Source organism: Streptomyces sp. NPDC051738, from assembly GCF_044453205.1.
In the GTDB taxonomy this organism is placed as follows: domain Bacteria; phylum Actinomycetota; class Actinomycetes; order Streptomycetales; family Streptomycetaceae; genus Streptomyces.
In genome coordinates, this window is record NZ_JBITCM010000015.1 from 131,011 (window position 1) to 148,992 (window position 17,982).

Annotated in this window: 1 protein-coding gene (only partly in view); it reads right to left on the reverse strand. The window is 71.6% G+C overall.

Annotated features, from left to right (window positions below):
• On the reverse strand, positions 1 to 17,982 hold the 3' portion of the coding sequence (locus ACIA8X_RS31410; RefSeq protein ID WP_399459707.1) for a hypothetical protein. 11,937 nt of this gene lie beyond the right edge of the window; 17,982 of the gene's 29,919 nt are visible here — the last part of the coding sequence; its start codon lies off the right edge, out of view; it ends in the stop codon at positions 1 to 3.

Here is a 17,982-nt window from a genome sequence, read left to right on the forward strand (position 1 = left end):
TCATTCCTCGTCGGTATCGGTACGGCTGCCTGTGTCGGCCGCGCGTCGGTCATCGTTGATCAGCGTGAGAAACCTTTCCGCGCTGGCCTCGGCGCTCTCCGCTCCGTCCGACTGGTGCGCCACCACGTCGGACTCGTTCTCGGGTGCCGATGTCTGGGGCGGAGCTGGAGAAACGGCAGGTCCTGGTCGGCGGCCGTCCGACGCGGCATCACCGTTGATGCGGGTCAGGAACGCTTCGACCTGGGGATCAACCGGGCGCTCGGCGCGGGAGGTTGGGTCGGTGTGCGGCGTTTCTCCGTCGCCGGTGTCCGCGTGCTGGGGCTCCGGCTCGGTGACGAGGATGTCCCGCAGGGCGGGGGAGTCCTCAAGGTCCGTGGGGAGCATGAGGTACAGGCCGCCGGGGGCGTCGACGAGCAGGTTCCCGTGCGGGCCGGAGAGGACGAGTTCGACGTCCGCCCGGTAGTAGCGGAACTGCCGGGTGGAGGCCGTGTTGCGCTCCAGGATCTCCTCGGACTCCCCGGCCTGTTCCCCGGAGTCATGGCTTTCGTAGCGCAGCGGCAGCGAGTCCCGCAGCGACTGGCCGTCGACCTCCCCGCCGACGGTCGGGCCGATGCCGGCGAACCACGCACTGGCCGTGCCGCTGACGTGCTCCTCGGTGTCGCGGCCCTGGTTGAAGTGGCGCGAGAGGATCTTCACTTCGGACCCGGGCAGCGCGGAGGCGCGGGTGATCCGCATGCCCACGGTCACCTTCTCGCCGCCGACCAGCACTTGGTACTTGTGCCGCAGCAGCTGTTCCAGACTGAGCCGCATGTGCACCTCGTTGGTGAGGTGGTCGTACAGCATCCCGAAGAGCGTGGCGCCGTCCGGCCGCCAGGCCTCCGGCGTCGTCGGCTGGGGACGCGAGGTGGTCGGGGCAGCGGGCAGTACGGCCCAGCGGTTCACGGCGGCCGCGGCGGGGAGCGCCCAGGGATGCCCGTGCTCGGCCATCAGGTCCACCAACGCGTCGTTCGACGGCCGTTCCTCGGACTCCCACCGCGCGACGGTGTTCTGGGAGGGCTGCGCGGTCGGCTGTGGGGCCCGGCGCGGCCGGACGGTGTGCTTGGGGATGACGACCCTGACCCAGCCGTCGACGGAGCCGTCCTCCGGCCGTCGCGGGAACCGGGCGACGAACGACGGATGCCGCTGGATGCGTCCCGCCGCGTGACGGCGGTGCCCCAACAGGCTCGACGTGGCGAGCGTGACGCCGTGGTAGCCCCGCACGGGTGCGGCGAGGATCTCGGGCATCTCCTTGGAAATGGCCATCTCGATGTCGAACCGCTGGCGCAGCTGGAACTCGACCGACGGGTTGCTGGTCTGGCCCCAGTAGACGCCCACGCCCTGTGCGTGCTGCTCGTGTGCCGTACTCGCCTCGCGGGACCAGCCGCCCGCGACCTGGAGTCCACCGGTGGTCGAGGTGCCGGCCCTGCCGTGCAGTTCGGCGTGGGCCTCGACCTCGGTCGAGCGGGAGGTACTGGTCGTGTTCTCGGTGATCGCCTTGCCGCGCAGCAGCATCGTCATCTCGGGCCGGTCGTGCTGTGACATCGGCTCCAGGGTCTCGGCGGTGACCTTGGTCCACAGGTAGCGGGTGGCACCGAAGGCCGACGGAATCGGCCACCACCGCACGACCCCGGTGGTGTTGAGCAGGGTGAACTGGTCGAGCAGCGCCGCGGGCGAGTAGGAGGCCTCGATCTCGCTGAGCAGCTGGCTCGGCAGGTGGCCGACGCCGTCGGGGCCGGGCCGCAGCAGACGCTGCTCGGTCAGCCACTGCTTCATCGTGTCCAGCACGCCGTCGGACTTGAGGACCTCGGGGTGGCTCCCTCCGGACAGCAGCGCCGGGTCGAAGTGGTGGGTCGGCGCGTGCGGTCCGACGTGGCCCACGCCGTCCGGTACCGGCAGGTCCAGATCGAAGATCCGGCGCTCGGGGACCACGAAGTCCAGGCCGTGCCTGACCTCCAGGGTCAGCTCGTCGCTGGTCGTGCCGGAGGTGCCGCGGGTCACGGCGTCGGTCAGATGGCGCCCCCGCCACCGGTCGAGAGTGATCTGGAACACCGCGTCGGCCCGGTAGGTGTGCTTGGGCCCGCCGTATGTGCCGCGCGTGATGCCGATCGGCCCGACGGCCGTGCTGTCGCCGGTCTCCCAGCCCCACTGGAACCCGCCGCCGAGGGTGCCGCCGAGCTGGGCGGTCAGGCCCTGGTGCTGTTCGGCCGAGGACCCTTCCCCGCCGGACGCGGCCGACTCCCCGCCTGCCGCTGCCGACTCCTCGCCCTCATCCGCACCGTGGCCGAGGTGCAGCACCGGACCCAGCCGGCCCGCCAGGCCCAGGGCACGCGTGCGGTCGTCGGCGTGCGCGTACTTGGCGGAGCCGCTGCTGTTCTGCCACAACTTGAAGTCGGAACCGCCGTGGGCGCGCACATGGTGCGGGTCGACCGCGACGATCCGCAGCCGCAGGGCCTGGTGCCACCCGTCGGCGCCGTCGGGCAGCTCCATCAGCCGTCCCTGAGCGCTGGTCAACGACGGGAAACGCGCCACCAGTTCATTCGGGGAGAACAGCGCCCTGATCTCCGCGGGCCAGTTCGCCGGGTCCGCCAGCCACGTGTCCGGATGGCCGTTTGCCTTCCGGTACAACTCCGCCGCCGCACGCACCACCTCGGGCGGGGCCATGACCGACCGGAACACGGCGGTGGCGCCATGGCCGGCGAAGTTCACCTGCCGGTCCACGGCCGGCAGCGACGGCAGCGGCCGCGTCCCGTAGGCCTCGCGCAGAGCTTCCCGCGAGATCCTCTCCACCGGCACATGCAGGTGCGGCACAGCCACTTGGGCCACCACCTGGTCCGGCTTGTCGATCCACCACCTCTGCTCCGGGTGACCGTCCGTGCGTACGGACAGCTCGTAGACGACGTTGTAGACGTGCTCGTCGACCTTGCCGCTCATGTCCGCGCGCTGGCCGGACGCCGCTCCACCGGAGAACGCGTGCTTGGTTCCGCTCCCGATCCCGCCGGTCAGACCCGCCTGCCCGAGCTGCAGTCGCAGCACCTCGGCCAGCTCGACCCGGCCGCGCGCACCGAGGAAGCCCCGCACGCTCCAGCTGTTCTTCCGCTCTCCCGTGACGGTGGCACCCTGATTGGTGCGGACGTTGAGCGACATCGGCCGCGCCGCGTCACCGGTGACGCCGCCGACGCGCTCCAGCAGCCGGGCCGCCATCGACACGTGATACGTACGGCCGCCCAGCCGCACCGAGTGCTCGATGCCCGACATCAGCTGCGCCAGGTCGGTCTCCAGGGACGCCCGCCCGAACGAGGTGAGCAGGTCCGCGTCCGCGCCCGCCCAGTTCACCCGGGGGCGGCGCAGCTTGACGAAGGGCGGCTCGAACGTCAACTTCGGTCGGCGACCGGTCAGTTGCTGGTGCGTCAGCTCGATGACGGTCCGGATCTGGTCGTGGACCAGTTCGGCGCCGGGCAGCCCGAAGAGGACGCCGAAGCCCGGGCCCTTGCGCGCCGCCAGGGCCAGCGGCTCGCGCTCGTGCGGATCGGGCAGCTCCGCGTCCAGCCGCTCAGGGCGCCGGAACGCCGTCTCCGGCAGGCCTACGTCCAGCTCGGCGGCCTCGGCGAGCAGCGCTCGCACATACGGGTGGGCCTCCAACGGGCCGTCCGGCATCGGCAGTGGCTGCCGCAGCAGCGTGGCGTCCGGACCGAGCACGCGGTGCTCGAAGTCGGCGGCCTCATGGCTGGGGACGGCGAGTTCGGCCGGCACGGTCACGGTGACCGGCTCGATCCGGTGGGTGGTGGAACGCACCTCGATGGTGACGTTGAGCGAGGCGCGGTAGCGCGCATGGTCCTCGGAGGTCTGGACGATCGTGTGGGTGTCCGTCGCGAGGGTCAGACCGTGACCGGTGCCTCGGTTGATCTCGCCGGTGAGCGAGAAGAACTCCGCCGGCCCCGCGGTGACCCGCGCGCCCAGCGAGAAACCGGTGCGTGCGCCCTGCTTGCGGTGCACGACCAGCGTGTTCGCGGCGTCCTCACGTACGGGGACCTTGCTCGTGTCGCCCAGATACCGCAGGCCCTCGACCGTCGCGTGGATCGCCACATGGCCCTTGAAGGAGCTGCCGATGCCCAGGGAGCCGGACACTTGCCCCGTCACCAGCCCGCTGGTCAGCAGGTTCTTGCTCTGGTTGATGGCGGACCGCTCGTTCAACTGGGTGAGAGTCCGGTCCATCAGGGCTCGTACGACATCGGCCGACAGCCCCGCCGAGTGAAGCCGACGCTCGAACTCGGCGGCCGACGGGATCAGATCGATCGCGTTGATGATGGTCCGGGCCCGCTGGTACCCGGCGACCGAGGGCTCGCCGTCGCGCGACGAGTCGTGGGGGACGTGCCGCAGAGCGCCCGGCGCGGTCAGCGACTTGGGGAGCTGCACGGTGAGGCGGGCAGGCGTGACCACGTCGTGGGGACGCTCCTCGCCGTCGACGAAGATCCGCAGCTTCAGACCCGCGCCGAAGGGCGTGCTCTGCTGCATGAAGACCTTGCGGTCGAAGACCACCGTGCGGTTGGTCTGCGTCTCGCCGGTGCGGTGCGCCTCCACGGCGAGTACCGGCGCCGGTGTGACGGACGACGCGACCTTCGCGCCCGTGGAGATCGCCGTCAGCACGGACGTCCCGCCGCCCCAGCCCTGCTCCCACGCCGACTTGTGCGTGGTGGCCGGCTTGGTCCAGTTGAGGGCGTACTGCTCGACGGCGGGCGTGGTCGCCGGCAACGGCGCGACATCGCGCAGCACGGGCCGTAGCCACACCACATGACTGCCTGCGGTGAGACGCAGCCCGCGCTGGAGGGCGGCCTCCCAGAAGTCCAGGCGCCGCTCCTTGTCCTTGTCCTTGTCCGCGGCGGACAACGCCTCGGGTACGGTCCCGTCCCGGAGCAGGGTGCGCAGCCCCTCGCGGATGCCCGTCGCCAGCTCGGCACTGTCGCCGTCGCTGCTCACCGCGTAGGCGATGTTGTTGGCCCACTGCCGGATCAGCGCCTCGTCCCAGGGGTCGACGGCGATGACGTTCAGCTCACCGTGCGCGTCCATGTCGTCCTGGCCCATGTACCAAGGGGCTTCGGCGTGTGAGGGCTGAGCTTGTGGCTGCGGCTGCGGCTCGGGAGGGGCCGTGGGGGTGTCCGGCTGCTGCTCGTGCTGCAGCTCGTGCGGCTGTGCGGTGTCGGTGGCGTCGGTGTCTGTGTCGGTGTCGGTGTCGGTCGATATTTGGGACTGCTCGTTCTCGGGCGACTCCACGGCGATCTCGGACGCCTCGGATACTTCGGATACCTCGGATACGCCGGACGCCCTCTGGGGCTGCTCGGTCTCGTCCGCCCGTGGCGACGAGACCTCCGGCTCGCCAACAGCCTCGGTTTGCGTGCCGTCCGCGCTGAAGTAGTACGTCGCCCCCGTACGCCCGTTCCCGATGAGGAACTGACGGAGAGGGTCGTCCGTGCTCGCCTCGTTCTCGTCGCCCGCCCAGGCCACGGTGAGGTGGTCCGCGCCCTCGGGCCCGTCCGCCCACTCGAACACGAACTCCCCGCTCGGACCGTGGGTGACCAGCATCCGCCGGCCCACCAGCTCCTCGGAGGCCTCGTGCAAGTAGATCTGGTGTGAAACCACTTGGCCCGCGCGCCCGAACACGGTCTCCAGCCCCGTGGCCTCGTGGACCACCGGGCGCAGACCGTCCTGCCGGGCGGGCAGCACCATGAATCCGTTCACGGAACGTCCGGCCGCGTCCGTGACCGGCCCGGCCTCGTCCAGGGCGCGCCGGGCGTCCGTCCACAGCGCCTCATGGACCGATGCCCGCAGCTCGGAGAGCTCCTCGCGGTCAGCCGCCGGGTCGAGTCCGGCCCGCTGCAGGAAGTCCGTGGCATCGCCGGCGATCAACGACGTCAGCAACGGAGGCGTCGCACCGCGCGTGCCGCTCTGCCGCGCCTTGGGCAGCGTCTCGTCGAAGATCCGGGCCAGCTCGGGGTCGTACTCCAAGCCGATGGTGCCCAGGTGGTTCTGTGGCTCCACCCGGGGCGGACGCTTCGCGAACAGCCCCTCGTTCAGCCGGTGCAGCAACGCCCGCCAAGGTGCATCACTGTGGGCGCGGACCGGTACCAGGACCCCGTCCGCGCCGAAGCTGAGCGCCTCGTCGGTCACCCGGTCCGTGAGGACGAACGCATCCGAGGTCGTCTCCAGGCCATGGGACGCCACGACCCACGGGTCGTCGGCGACGAGTTCGGCGACCCAGCCCGAGGGCGCGGTCTCGGAGACCGGGACCCGGAGCTTGCGGATCAGCGCACCCGCCAGGTGATCGGGCAGCCCCGCGCCGGTCAGCGGCACCTCGACATCGCGGGGTACGCCGGTTCCGTCGAAACGCCATCCCAGGTCGTCGCTGGGAGTGCTGACCCACACCTCGGTCAGCGCGCCCGCCGCGTCGCGGACCTCGCCGATCTCGTACTGGTTCGTGCCCTCTGCGCCCTCCGTGTCCACCACGGACAGTTCGGAACCATCGGCACCGGCGGCGAACCGCACGAAGTCCGCCGTCCCCGCCAACCGCACGTCCAGCGCCTGCGGCACTCGGTCCGCACCGAACTGCCAGCGGGTCTCGCCCGACGCGTCGGACGCGGTGTATCCGCCGTCCGCTCGCGACGTCACGGTCCAGCCCGGCATGGCTTTCCCGCCCGCGTCCACGACCTCCGGGACCGCCGGCAGGCCCAGCAGCTCGTAGCGGGCGATCACCTCCGGCGACGGCACCAGCAGCCGGAACGGGGGAGTCGCGTGCAGCCCTTCGGAGACGGTCGGCAGCCCCGGCTGCCACCGCGCCCGCCGCTCCCTGCCACGACTTACCGTCTGCTCGGGCTCCTCTGCCAGTTCCTCCGGCTCCTGGGTGACATCGTCAAACTCGGCCTGCTGGATCTGCTGGATCTGCTGGTCCTGCTCGGTCTGCTGGTCCTGCTCGGTCTGCTCGGCCTGTTGAGCGGGCTGCTCCGCCGGGGTGTCGGTCCGCCGCAGCTCCGCGACGTCGCTCGCGTGCTCCGCGGGCTCCTCGAACTCCTCGGGAACCGTCGGCAACGAGGTCCGGGTGTCGTCGTCACCGGGCTCGCGCAGGCCGAGCCGGGCCAGTCCCTCCTGGTCGACCACCACCAGGATGGGCTCGTCCGGCTCGGTGGTGATCGGTGTCTGCCACTCCGCGAGGGCGGGGCGGCTCCGCGCAGGAATCTTCTTCTCGCGGTAGGCGGGCGTGACCGTCCACTTCGGAGTCAGCCGCACCAGGTAGTGGGGGCCGGCTTCGGCTTCCTCCGCCGGGTTCGGAACCTCGCGGGTCGTGTCCGCCGCCACGGACTTCGGTTCCCCGTACGTCAGCCAGGTGCTGTACGGATCGGCGAGCAGCACGTTGGGCCGGTTGGCCGCGGTCTCGTCCTCGACCTCGATCGTCGGCTGGCGGAAGTCCGCGATCCACTCCGGGCCCAGCTCGCCCGCGCTCGTCCAGGTCGTCTCGGACTTCGAGGTGTCGGTGGCGGTCCTGGTCAGGGAGCCGCCCTGGATCACCCGGACGACCTCCCGATCCACCACGTCGGCCTTGACCGTCACCTGCGCCAGCGCGTCCCCGGCGACGTCGATCACCTGGCCCTGCTCGGAGAGGGCCTCCGGCAACCTCGACCGCAGCAGCTCGGAACCCGTCTGCGAGAGCAGTTTGAAGCCCGCGTTCGGACCCAGCACCGGCCGCCCGTCCCGGCCCTGGAAGGCCAGGTCGTGCAGCACCTCGTGGAGCTGCGGTGCGCCGAACGGACGTACCAGCGTCTTCGCGGGCAGGCCCACCGGCAGTCCGGCGTCCCGCTGCCACTGCGACAGCGAACCCTGGACCGGCGCCCCGGTCGACGGACCTGCCTCGTCCGCCGGGAGCACCTCCTCCGTGGGCACGGTGGAGCGAGCCGCACCGGGCAGCGTGAACCGCTCGGTCCACGAGCCGTCGTACGAGCGGCCGCCGGGCTTGGGCATCCAGTCCGGCAGACGCCTGCTGTAGGTGCCCGGACTCGCGTGCGGATGCACCTCCATCGTCACCCGCAGATCGTGGAGGAACTGCACACTCACCCCGGACTCGGAGCCGGTGAGCGAGTCGGCGTGCTCCTTCGACACCTCGCCCTTCGTGGTCCAGGAGTGGGAACCGCCGACTCCGGCCATGAACATCGCGCCCGGCTTGCCCGTCGCGCCCGGATTGGCGACGAAGTACCCGCCCCACAGAGCGGACACGCCGGACTGGGTCGTGTCGGCCGTGCGCTCGGTCGTGTCCAGGCCGCCGCGTGAGGTGTGGCGGGAGCGCGTGGCGTGGTACGTCCCCTCGCCCAGCTCTGCCTTGAGCACCACCAGCTGTTCCACCTTGCCGAAGGCCGTGTCGCCCTCCAGGAACACGGGCCGCCCGCCGTTCAGCATCTGCTCGATCGCCGTACCGGAGGTGGGCCCCGACAGCACCGGGCCCAACACGTCGTGCACCAGCCGCTCGTTGATCCGGTCGAACCTCGTCGGCCGCCCGTTCGCCACCGACCACTCGTCCAGCCGACGCGCGATCTGCTGGACCAGCTCTCCGCCGGCCTCCAGCCGGTACAGGTCGACGCTGCCGCTGCCCCGGCCCACGTTGGCGGGCGCCCGCACCGCCGGTACATCCGGCGTCTCGGTCGGTGCCGGGGACTCTTGAGCCGGGGGTTCCGCCACCGGAGAGTCCGCCTCCGGCGACTCCTCCACCGCCGTGTCCGGATCCTGCCGCGTCTCGGTGTCCACGTCGGCCTCGGCCTCGGCCACCGTCGCGCGGTAGCGCTCCGCCTCGCGCGCCGCCAGCTTGGCGATGTCCGACTCGGTCAGTTCGCCGACTCGGTGGATCTCGTCGGCCGGCACCCACACGGTGACCGCGTCGGGCACCTGCACCCAGGACGTCCGTTCCTGGGTCGGGTCCCGATGGAGCCGCTTCGCAAGGTCTTGCCAGGCCTGGTCCCTGGTGGTGTGTGCCTGGTAGGTCGCGTCGAAGCTCACGAGGTAGCCGCGCGCGACCCACTCCTCGGCGGCCACATCCTTGGCCGTACGCCCGGCGGACGTGCCCTCCGTCGCGACATAGCTCAGCGAGCCGCCGATCTCGCCGCCGACGTTGATGTGCGCGTCGGGGATCGGCGTCAGGATGCCGCCGCCGAGCTTGAACTTGACGGCCCACCCCTGCTGGGCGTCCGTAGCCCCCTCGACCTGCCCGTGGCGTGTGCCGCCGAAGCGGTGCTCCTCGTCGACCGCCACGATCCGCGGGTCACCGAGCCGGGCCGACAGGCCCACGCGTGCGAACAGTTCGCGGTTGCCGGCGAGTCCCGCCCGGTTGTGGCTCTTCAGGGGGACGGTGTCCCCGAGTCCCACCGTCTGCTGGAAACCGGCCAGCCGGGCCGTCGGACCGGCGAAGCTCTCCAGGACGTCCAGCGCGGCGTTGCGCTCGCTGATCTCGTCCGGCTTCCGCTCCAGCCAGTTCTTGCCCTGGTGCTGATCGAAGTCGGCCGGGGCGCTGCCCGTCAGAGGCCGGCGGTAGAACTCCCGCCAGCTCGTTCCTGGCGGTGCCGCCAGCATCTCGGCCATCGTGCTCTGCAGCCCGGGCACCGGCTTCAGCGAGTCCAGCTGGTAGTCGGCCGGCAGGTGTCCCACGCGCTGGTCGGACTCCGGCGCGCTCCCGTCCTGCCACACAGGGGCGGACGCTTCGGCCGTGTCCCGCGACGGCTCCGCCAACGGCACCGCGGCACGCTCGGGCACCGCCACCTCGACCCGGCCGTGGATCCTCGGCGACCCGTCGCCCGCGGTGTCCCGCCACCGCTCGACTTCACCCGGCAACGACCAGCGGCCACCCACCCGGACCTCGAAGTCGACCGGGAAGTCGAAGCGGTGGGCGCCCGTGCCGCCGCCCAGCGACCGCTCGGACCCCAGCAGCTGCGTCACCTTGTGGGTGTCGACCTGGTTGGACTTGTACGCCAGCCCGGTCGAGGCGTATTCGATCTCATCGCCGTCGACGAGGTACCCGCCCGCCGCCACGCCGACGGAGCTGTCCCGGCGCCTGGTGAGCGAGGTGCTCTGGGCGTGGCTCGCGGAGGTGGAACCGGTCAGCGTCACGTCCGCCGCCCCGCCGGGCACGTACCGGCCGTCCGCGGGGCGCAGCACACCGCGCACGAACACATCCGGGGCGCCGCTCGACCACGCGCTCAAGGGGAACCGCACCCCGTCCCCGCCGTTCGTCAGTTCCCGCGCGTGCTCCCGCAGGAAGGTGCGCAGCCGCGTCGCCGTCCTGGGCAACCGGGCGGCGTCCAGCAGGCCCTCCGCGTGGAGACGGTGCAGCACCCGGCCGGCGATGTCCTCGACCGTCTCGTCCGCGAGCCGGTACACGGAGTCCAGGCGGTCCGCCACGGTGAACCGGCTCACCCCCGCCGGCTCCTCGACGGCAGCACGCGGCGTGCCGGACTCCTCCGTCTCGGCGGGGTCGTTGGTGGACACCGCGTCCTGGGCGCCGTCCGCCGGGGCCGTCGTGTCCTGGGCGTCGTCCGCCGGCGCCACCGCGTCGCGCTCGCGCGTCCACAGCGTCGCCACACCGCCGTCGACCCGCTGCGCCTGGCCGTCCGGGCCGCCCACCCGGACGACGAGGGTGAACTCCGCCCGGCGCTTGTGGATCGCCCCGCTGTGCTTCTCGGCTTCGGTGCGCTCGCGCTTGTCGGTGACATCGGTGGTGTTCTTGGTCAGTCCGTAGCCCAGGACGACCGGGCCGACCGTGCCCGTCGCGTGGGTCGTGTTGCCCACGCCCACCGTGACGCCGGCACCCCAGCGCTGGGTCACGCCCTGCCCCGAGGTGTTCTCCTCGCTGATCTCGTGGGTGCGGGTGACGGTGCCCTCCGCGTCCGGGAGGTCCTGTACGACGACATCCTGGGCGATTGCCAGCATGACCTGGGTCCGACCCCAACGGCCCTTGAACGGGAAGGACTTGCGGACGGGCTGACCGCCGAACAGTTCCGTCGCGTGCTCGGGCAGCCGGTCCAGCCAGGTGCGCAGGTCCCGCGCCACGGGGTCGGTCACGTCGAACTCACGGCCCAGCGCCTTCTCCACCTCGCGGACGACACCGGATTCGACACTGGTGAACTCGGCGTGCAGCACCTCCTCGGCGCGCAGCCGCTCGGTGCCCTGCGGGCCGTCGCTCCGCGTGGCGGTGTCCTCGGCCGGCTTGGGCCAGGTGAGCTGCACCGGTACGTGGACGATGTCCTCCTGGACCCTGGCCTTGCTCCAGGGCCAGCGGCCGGGCTTGCGCACCGAGACGCGGTACGTCACGTCGTGCCCGGCCTTCGTGACCGGCACCCCGGTCTCGACGACCTTCGTCTTCATGCTGCGCTTGGTCTTCGCGGACTGATTCGAGTCCCGTGCGTTGAAGATCCCCGCGATCTTCGCCTGGACCTGAACCCACGGCATGGGGACGCGGCCCGCCGCCGGTTCGAGGGACGGCGGCTGGCGGGTGGCCGACGAACTGTGCTCCTCCACCACCTGGGTCCGGTTGAAGGTGAAGTCGTCGCTGCCGTCCGTCACACCGTGCGGTGTGCCGAGGCCCACGGCCTCCACGACCACCTGTGGCCCGCCCTTCGCCCGGCCACTGAAGTCGACGATGTGACCGCCGTCCAGGGCGCGGTGGAAGTTCGCCTTGAGCTGCTCGTCCGAGAAGGCGTTGTCGATCAGCGCGTACGTACCGCGCTCGGCGGCGGCACGCCCGACCATCCGGACGATCGCCGTGCGCACCTCGAAGCCGTCGACCTCGCCGGTCACCTTGGGCTGCTCGGCACGCGCCCGGTGTACCAACTCGGCGGGGTCGAGCGGGGTGTCGCCGTGGCCGAGCACGTCCTCCAGGTCGGCTGCGGCGAACAGGTCGCTCAACGTCGGTCGGCTGCCTTCGGCCGTGGGCTGCTGAGTGGGCTCGGGCGTCTGCTGTGCGGCGGTGATCTCCGGGACTCGCTCCTCGTCCGGAACGGTGACGTCCTGGGTTTCGGCCTCCGACTCCCTCTCCGGTGTCCCGGTCGTCGGGTCCGCCAGGGGCTCGTCGGCCGGGCGGCGGACGAAGGCGTCGGAGTCGGCCTCCCACCGCCTTCCGGTGGAGACGTCCGTGAGGCCGAAGCCGGCCGGCAGGCCCTGTGGCCCCTCGCCGGTCAGTTCGTCGACGGCGAGATGCCCGATGAGCTCGTCGGGGCCCTCCAGTTGGACCGTACGCGTGGGCGGCCTGGAACCGGTGCCGGGTTCGAGGAGGACCCTGACTGCCAACCCCTGCGGCAGCCGCGCCGCGGCGTCACCGTTCGTGCCCGTGTCGGCTTCGTCGTCGCTCCAGCCCTGCGTGGCCTCGATGTCCTCGCCCGCCGCCGGTTTGCCTGCCGCACGGTTGAGCCTTCTGATCGCGCGCTGCATGGCGAGCGGAGTGTCGAGAATCGGAAGGGTCGGCCGCCCCGGAGGCCGTTCTCCGGTCACCGTCTCGTAGACGCTCCCCACGAACGTGGCGCAGTTGTACGTGATCGCGTTGTAGTCGTGGTTCCCGATCTCGGCGATGAAGGCTTCAGCGTTGTTGACCTGCTCGCGCGTGAGGTCCACGGTGAACTTGCTGGTCGCCCGTTCCGGATCGTAGCCCTGGGCGGTGACTCCCCCCTCCACGGTCTTGAAGGGCGCGCGCACCACGTTCAGGAAACCGCCGTCGCCCATGGGGTTCGTCACGGCCCCGTAGGTGTACGTCTTCCACTGGTCGCTTCGCGGCCCCGACTTGTACAGGGCCAGCCACGAGTGGCCGATGCTGTACGGGGAGCTGCTCCTCACCTGGAGCTGCATCCGGTACGTGGTACTGCGCAGCGGCAGCAGCGCCTCGCGCAGCTCACCGGGGGCGGGGGTGGCGTCGTCGGGGGTGCGGGCGGCGTCGTAGCGCCATGCGGGCGGCATGCTCTGCCCGGACGGGTCGGTCTGCCGCATGCGCACCGTGTAGCCGGTCAGGTCACCGGAGGCGTCCCGCAGCGGCTCGACGACGATCGACTCGGGACCGATCGCCTCCCCGTTGCCGCGCACCACGCGGGGGAGCGGTTCGCCGTCCCGTCCATGGCGCAGGAACCAGCCCGTTCCGGGAAGCCGGACGTCCCGGACCTCCAGGCGCAGGTCCGCGTCCAGGTACCAACGGGACTCGCCCGCCCGGTCGATGATGCTGATCCCGCCGTTGGCCCGTTCGTGCATGTCAAGGTCCGTCGGCGCATGGACATACGTCAGCTCGACCGTCGGCGTCGCTGTGGGCGAGGGATCGATCATGCCCACGAGCCGCACGCCGGGGAGCCCGACCGACGCCAGGGACATGTCGATCACCTGAGGGAACCCGGTGCTGAGGGCGAGGAGGCGTGCGTCCGCTGCGGTCTGGTCGGGGACGTCGTCGGCAACGAACGCCTGGGCGTCGGACTCGGGCAGTTGGTCGTCGGCCCGGGTTGCCGAGTGCGTGTCCGATTCGGTCGACTCCGTGTCGGAGTGGGGGAGTTGGTCGTCGACCTGGGCCGCCGACCCACTGTCGGACCGGATCGAATCCGCCTCGGACTCCGCCGGCCGGTCACCCGTGTCGGCCGACTCGTCCGCAGCCCGATCTGCAGCCCGTTCTGCAGCCTGTTCTCCCGCCCGTTCCGCCGTCTCCGCGGTGTCCAGCGGTGCCTTTCCGCGGCCGGTGACCGTGCTGCCGGACGGCTGGCCGGTCTGGGGCAGGACCTGACGGACCAGTGCGCCTCGGTTGTTGAAGTGCCACTCGGCCGTGGTGCCCTCGTTCGGGCCGGTCAGCGGGACGGTGACGGTGAGGCGGTCCGGGAAGCGGGCGAGCCGTCCGCCCTCGACCGGGTCGCCCTGACGGTCCAGGAGCTGAAGCGGTCCTTCGATGCCCGTCGGCACCGACAGTCGCACCACGTGGTCGGGGCCCGGCAGTTCCAGTTCGCGGTACTCGAAGCGGTTGGCGGAGTCCAGGTACAGGTTGCCCTCGGGGCCCTGGATGACGAACCCGCCGTCCTCACGCGGCAGCACGGTCCGGTCCGGGACGACCTCACCCGCAGCGTCCAGCAGCTCCAGGCGGGAGGAGACTGGGGACGTCTCGGTCGCCGGGGTGTCGGTCCGCCGCAGCCGGTACCCGGCAAGCGGTCCGGCATTGCGCAGCGGCTCCTCCACCACCCGTGCCCGCGTCGCCGGATCGGCGGCGGCGTCATCGTCCTCCGTGCGCGGCGATTCGTCCTCGTGCTCCGCGACCGGAGTCGCGGTAGCGGTCGCGTGCCCGGACTCGGGCCCGGCCTCGACCGCCACGGACTCCGGCTGCCGCGCGCCGCCCCGCTCGAACAGCACCCGGGGCGCCACGCCCTCCTGCCCCGGAAGCACCACCCGCACGCCGCTCTCGGTGGTCTCCAACACCGCATGGTCGAACCGGCCACCGGTGAAGGCGACCGTCCTGCCGTCGTCGCCGACACGGACGGCGATTCCGGATCGGTGGTCGAACTTCCAGTAGTTGCCGGGGAGTTCGCCGTTGGCGTCCGGTGCCGCGACGATCTCCTCCAGGCGGCGCCCGGTCTCGGCATCGACCACGATTCGCTCAAGCGGCGCGGCGTCGGCCCAGGTGGGCACCAGGGCCACCCGCTCGCCGCCCAGGTCCTCCGCCCGGTACCGCACCGAGGGCGCGCCCGCCGCGTCCAGCGGCTGCGGCTCCGTGCCCGGCCGGAACATGTCGAACCGCAAAGACCCGAGCCCGTCCGCGAGCGGCAGGTCCCTGGCGATCACCCTGCCGTCGGAGAGGTAGTGCAGCCACCGACCGCTGTCCTTCTCCAGGACGCTGAACTCCGCCTGCCGGCCCTCCCGAAGGTCAGCGGGGGCCTGACGGATCTCGAATCGATCCGTCGCCGCGTCGTCGCCGAGGAGTCGGTAGCGCGTGGCGATCCGGCCGTCCTCCTGCCGGACCTGCTCGACGGCCACCTTCAGCCCGCGCAACGCCCTGGATCCGAAGCCCGGGACGGCCTCGTGGTATGCGACCTCGTGCCGCTCGCCACGGAACCGTGTCACCAGGCCCGTGGGCCGGTGCACGACCTGATGGCCGCCGCCGTCCAGCGCCGTGATCGTGAAGTCCGGGTTCGAGCGGCCGCGTCGCCGGGTGCCCAAGTGGTCGGTGAGGGCCTGACGCGCGTCGTCCACCGGGTCGTAGGCCGCGACTCCCGGGCCGCGCACCAGCTCGTCCGGGAAGAGACCGTCCGGGGTGATGTGGTCGCGCAGCTCCTGCTCGGTCAGCGGGGCCAGGTGCCGGTAGCGCTCCCAGTTGTCCTGGTACCGGAAGCCGAGCGCACGGTGACCCGCCCGGCGCGCCCACTGGTCCGCTCCCAAGAGGATCTCGTGCAGCGTGTGGTGACCGGCCGAGAGCATGTCGCCGACGATGGCGAGCCGAATCCACCGCAGGTCCAGGTCCGCGCCCCAGGCACGGTTGGCCGCATCGGCCTCCTTCAGGAAGATCTGGGTCGTACCGGAGATCCCGGTGGAGACGAGTCCACCGCTGCGCTGGGCCGCCGCGTGCAGCCCCTCCCCGAACACCTTGTCGTCGAAGGGCGCAGGCTCGCCGTCCTCACCCAGCGGCAGGAACCGTATGCCGGTCTTCTCGGCGCCGCTCTTCCACGACGTGCCGCCGCTCGACCAGGCGTCTTCCAGTTCGCTCAGCGGGACGGTCTCCCGGTACGCGGCGTGGGCCGGATCCGGCACCGTGGGGTTCTTGTCCTCCCAACGCGTCTCGGCTTCCTTCCCGCCCCGGATGTCCTCGAAGTCGATGTCGAGGCTGTGCGGGATGACGCCGTTGTAGCTGCCGTTCATCAGGAAGCCCATGTGCTCACGGACATTGCCGTGCAGCACGACCTGCTCCGCGAGGTCCGCACCCGGGCCCACGGCACCGACCGAGGTCCGGCGATGGGTGGCGAACTCGAACCGCTGTGCGGGATCCGCGTGCTCCCAGGCGAGACGGACGAACTGAGCGACCTGCTCCCGCACCTCGGAGTGCTGCACCAGATAGTCGCCCAGCCTGCGTTCGAAGCGCTCGGCCTCCCGCTGGAAGGCCAGTCGCTCCCGGTCGGCCCGGTTCGGCGGGATGTGCGCGACCCCCTCGTCGCCGGCCTGCGCGCCGACGTGCTCGGGGTGCAGCCAGGCGACAGAACGGTCCCCGGTACCGGGCCGCTCGAACAGGACCACGGGTGCCTCGCCGTCGGCACCCGGCCGCACGACGCGCAACCTGCCGTCGTCGGAGACCTCCAGCAGGCCGTCGTCGAGTGCACCGCCGGCAGGGCTTCCGTCCTCGCCCAGGCGTACGGCCGTCCCCGACCGGTAGTCGAGGTTCCAGGCCCGGTAGCCAAGGAGTTCGCCGCGCTCGCGCGGCGCCGCGACGGTCTCCGCCAGCACGCGCTGACTCCCGGTGTCGACCGTGAGCCGGGCCTCCTCACGCCCTGAGTGATCCGTGCGGATCAGCGCCATCCGGCCGTTGTCCAGGGTCTCGGTGCTCAGCCGCAGGTCCAGCGGCCCTTGCGAGCCGAAGAGGTCCACCTGCCCGTTCTCACCGAGCCTCAGGAACAGCGGGTCCCCTTCGTTCGGCACGCGCTCGTCGGCCGTCCCCAGCCGCAGGGGCATGTCCCGCGCCACGAGCCGGGCACCGCGGCTGTAGTGATGGCGCATGCCCGTTCGGGAGTCGGAGACCGTGACGGCGGCCTCCGCGTCACCTTCCAGGTCCGCGGGCACCGGCCCGATGGTGAACCGTTCCAGCGCGGCGGGGGAGCCGTCCAGTTCGGGCCGGCTCGATGAGGCGCTGCCTACGACGAGCCGCAGCTCGCCCGCCTCGTCGGCGTCCCCGATGCCCGCCAGCGGCAGGCTCTCGTGGACCGGCTTGCCGTTCAGCTGGAAGGTGTACAGCGCCGTCGCGTCACTCCGCGAGCCGGGCACGGCGACCTCGACGGTCACGTCGAGCTCCCGCCGGATCGTCACCGGCAGGTCGATCCGCTCACCGCTGTCCTGGTCCACCAGGCGCAGCGCCTCCGGCTCGCCCAGGGGCGCGTCGATCCGCACCATCCGGTCGCCGCCCGGCAGGCCGAGCGGGAAGCCGAACGATCCGGGGCCGACCGGCAGTCTGCGACCTGTCGTCGCGACGTCTCCGAGCGGATCGCGTTCGAAGAGGAGGGCCTGGTCCGGTCCCCCCATCAGTTTGAGGCCGCCTTCCCGGTCCGTCACCACCGATACGTTCGAGGAGCCGTCCGCGGTGACCGGATGCCCGGTCCGGTCCCGGTGCACGGCCGAGGTGCGCTGGTGGTCGATCTCCCAGAAGCCGGTGATCTGCCCGTGCTTGCCGCGGATCGCGACGGTTTCCGTCAGCAGCTTGCCGGTGAGCCCGTCGACTTCCAGGTGCTCGGCCGAGTCGGCCGGCGCGCCGGAACGCATCAGGCCCACCCTGCCGCCGTCCAGGAGGGTCGCGCTCCAGTTCTGCGACGGCGAACCGTCCTCCTCCCACACCTCGGGGGATTCGCCGGGGCGCGTCGCGTCGTGGACGAGACGGCCCAGTCCGCCAGCCACACTGATCTGACGATCCATCACCACAGCGGTGTGGTCGAGCGTGTAGCGGTGGCCGTACGCATCGTCGACGATCTCCAGCCAGCCCCCTGGGAGCTCGCTCTCCTCCTGCAGTCGGGCGAAGAACCGGACGTTCGCCCCTTCTCCGGGCTCACCCGCCAGGACGTTGCGCAGTGATTCCTGTCCGTCCTCGTCCAACTCCCGTTGCACGACGACCTTCAGGGCGGCCATCTCCGGCGGCGCGTCCACCAGCCGGAACTCGCGCGACGTCCATTCGAGCCTGCCGTCGACCAGGTCGAAGGTGGTACGCAGCCCCGCATGCAC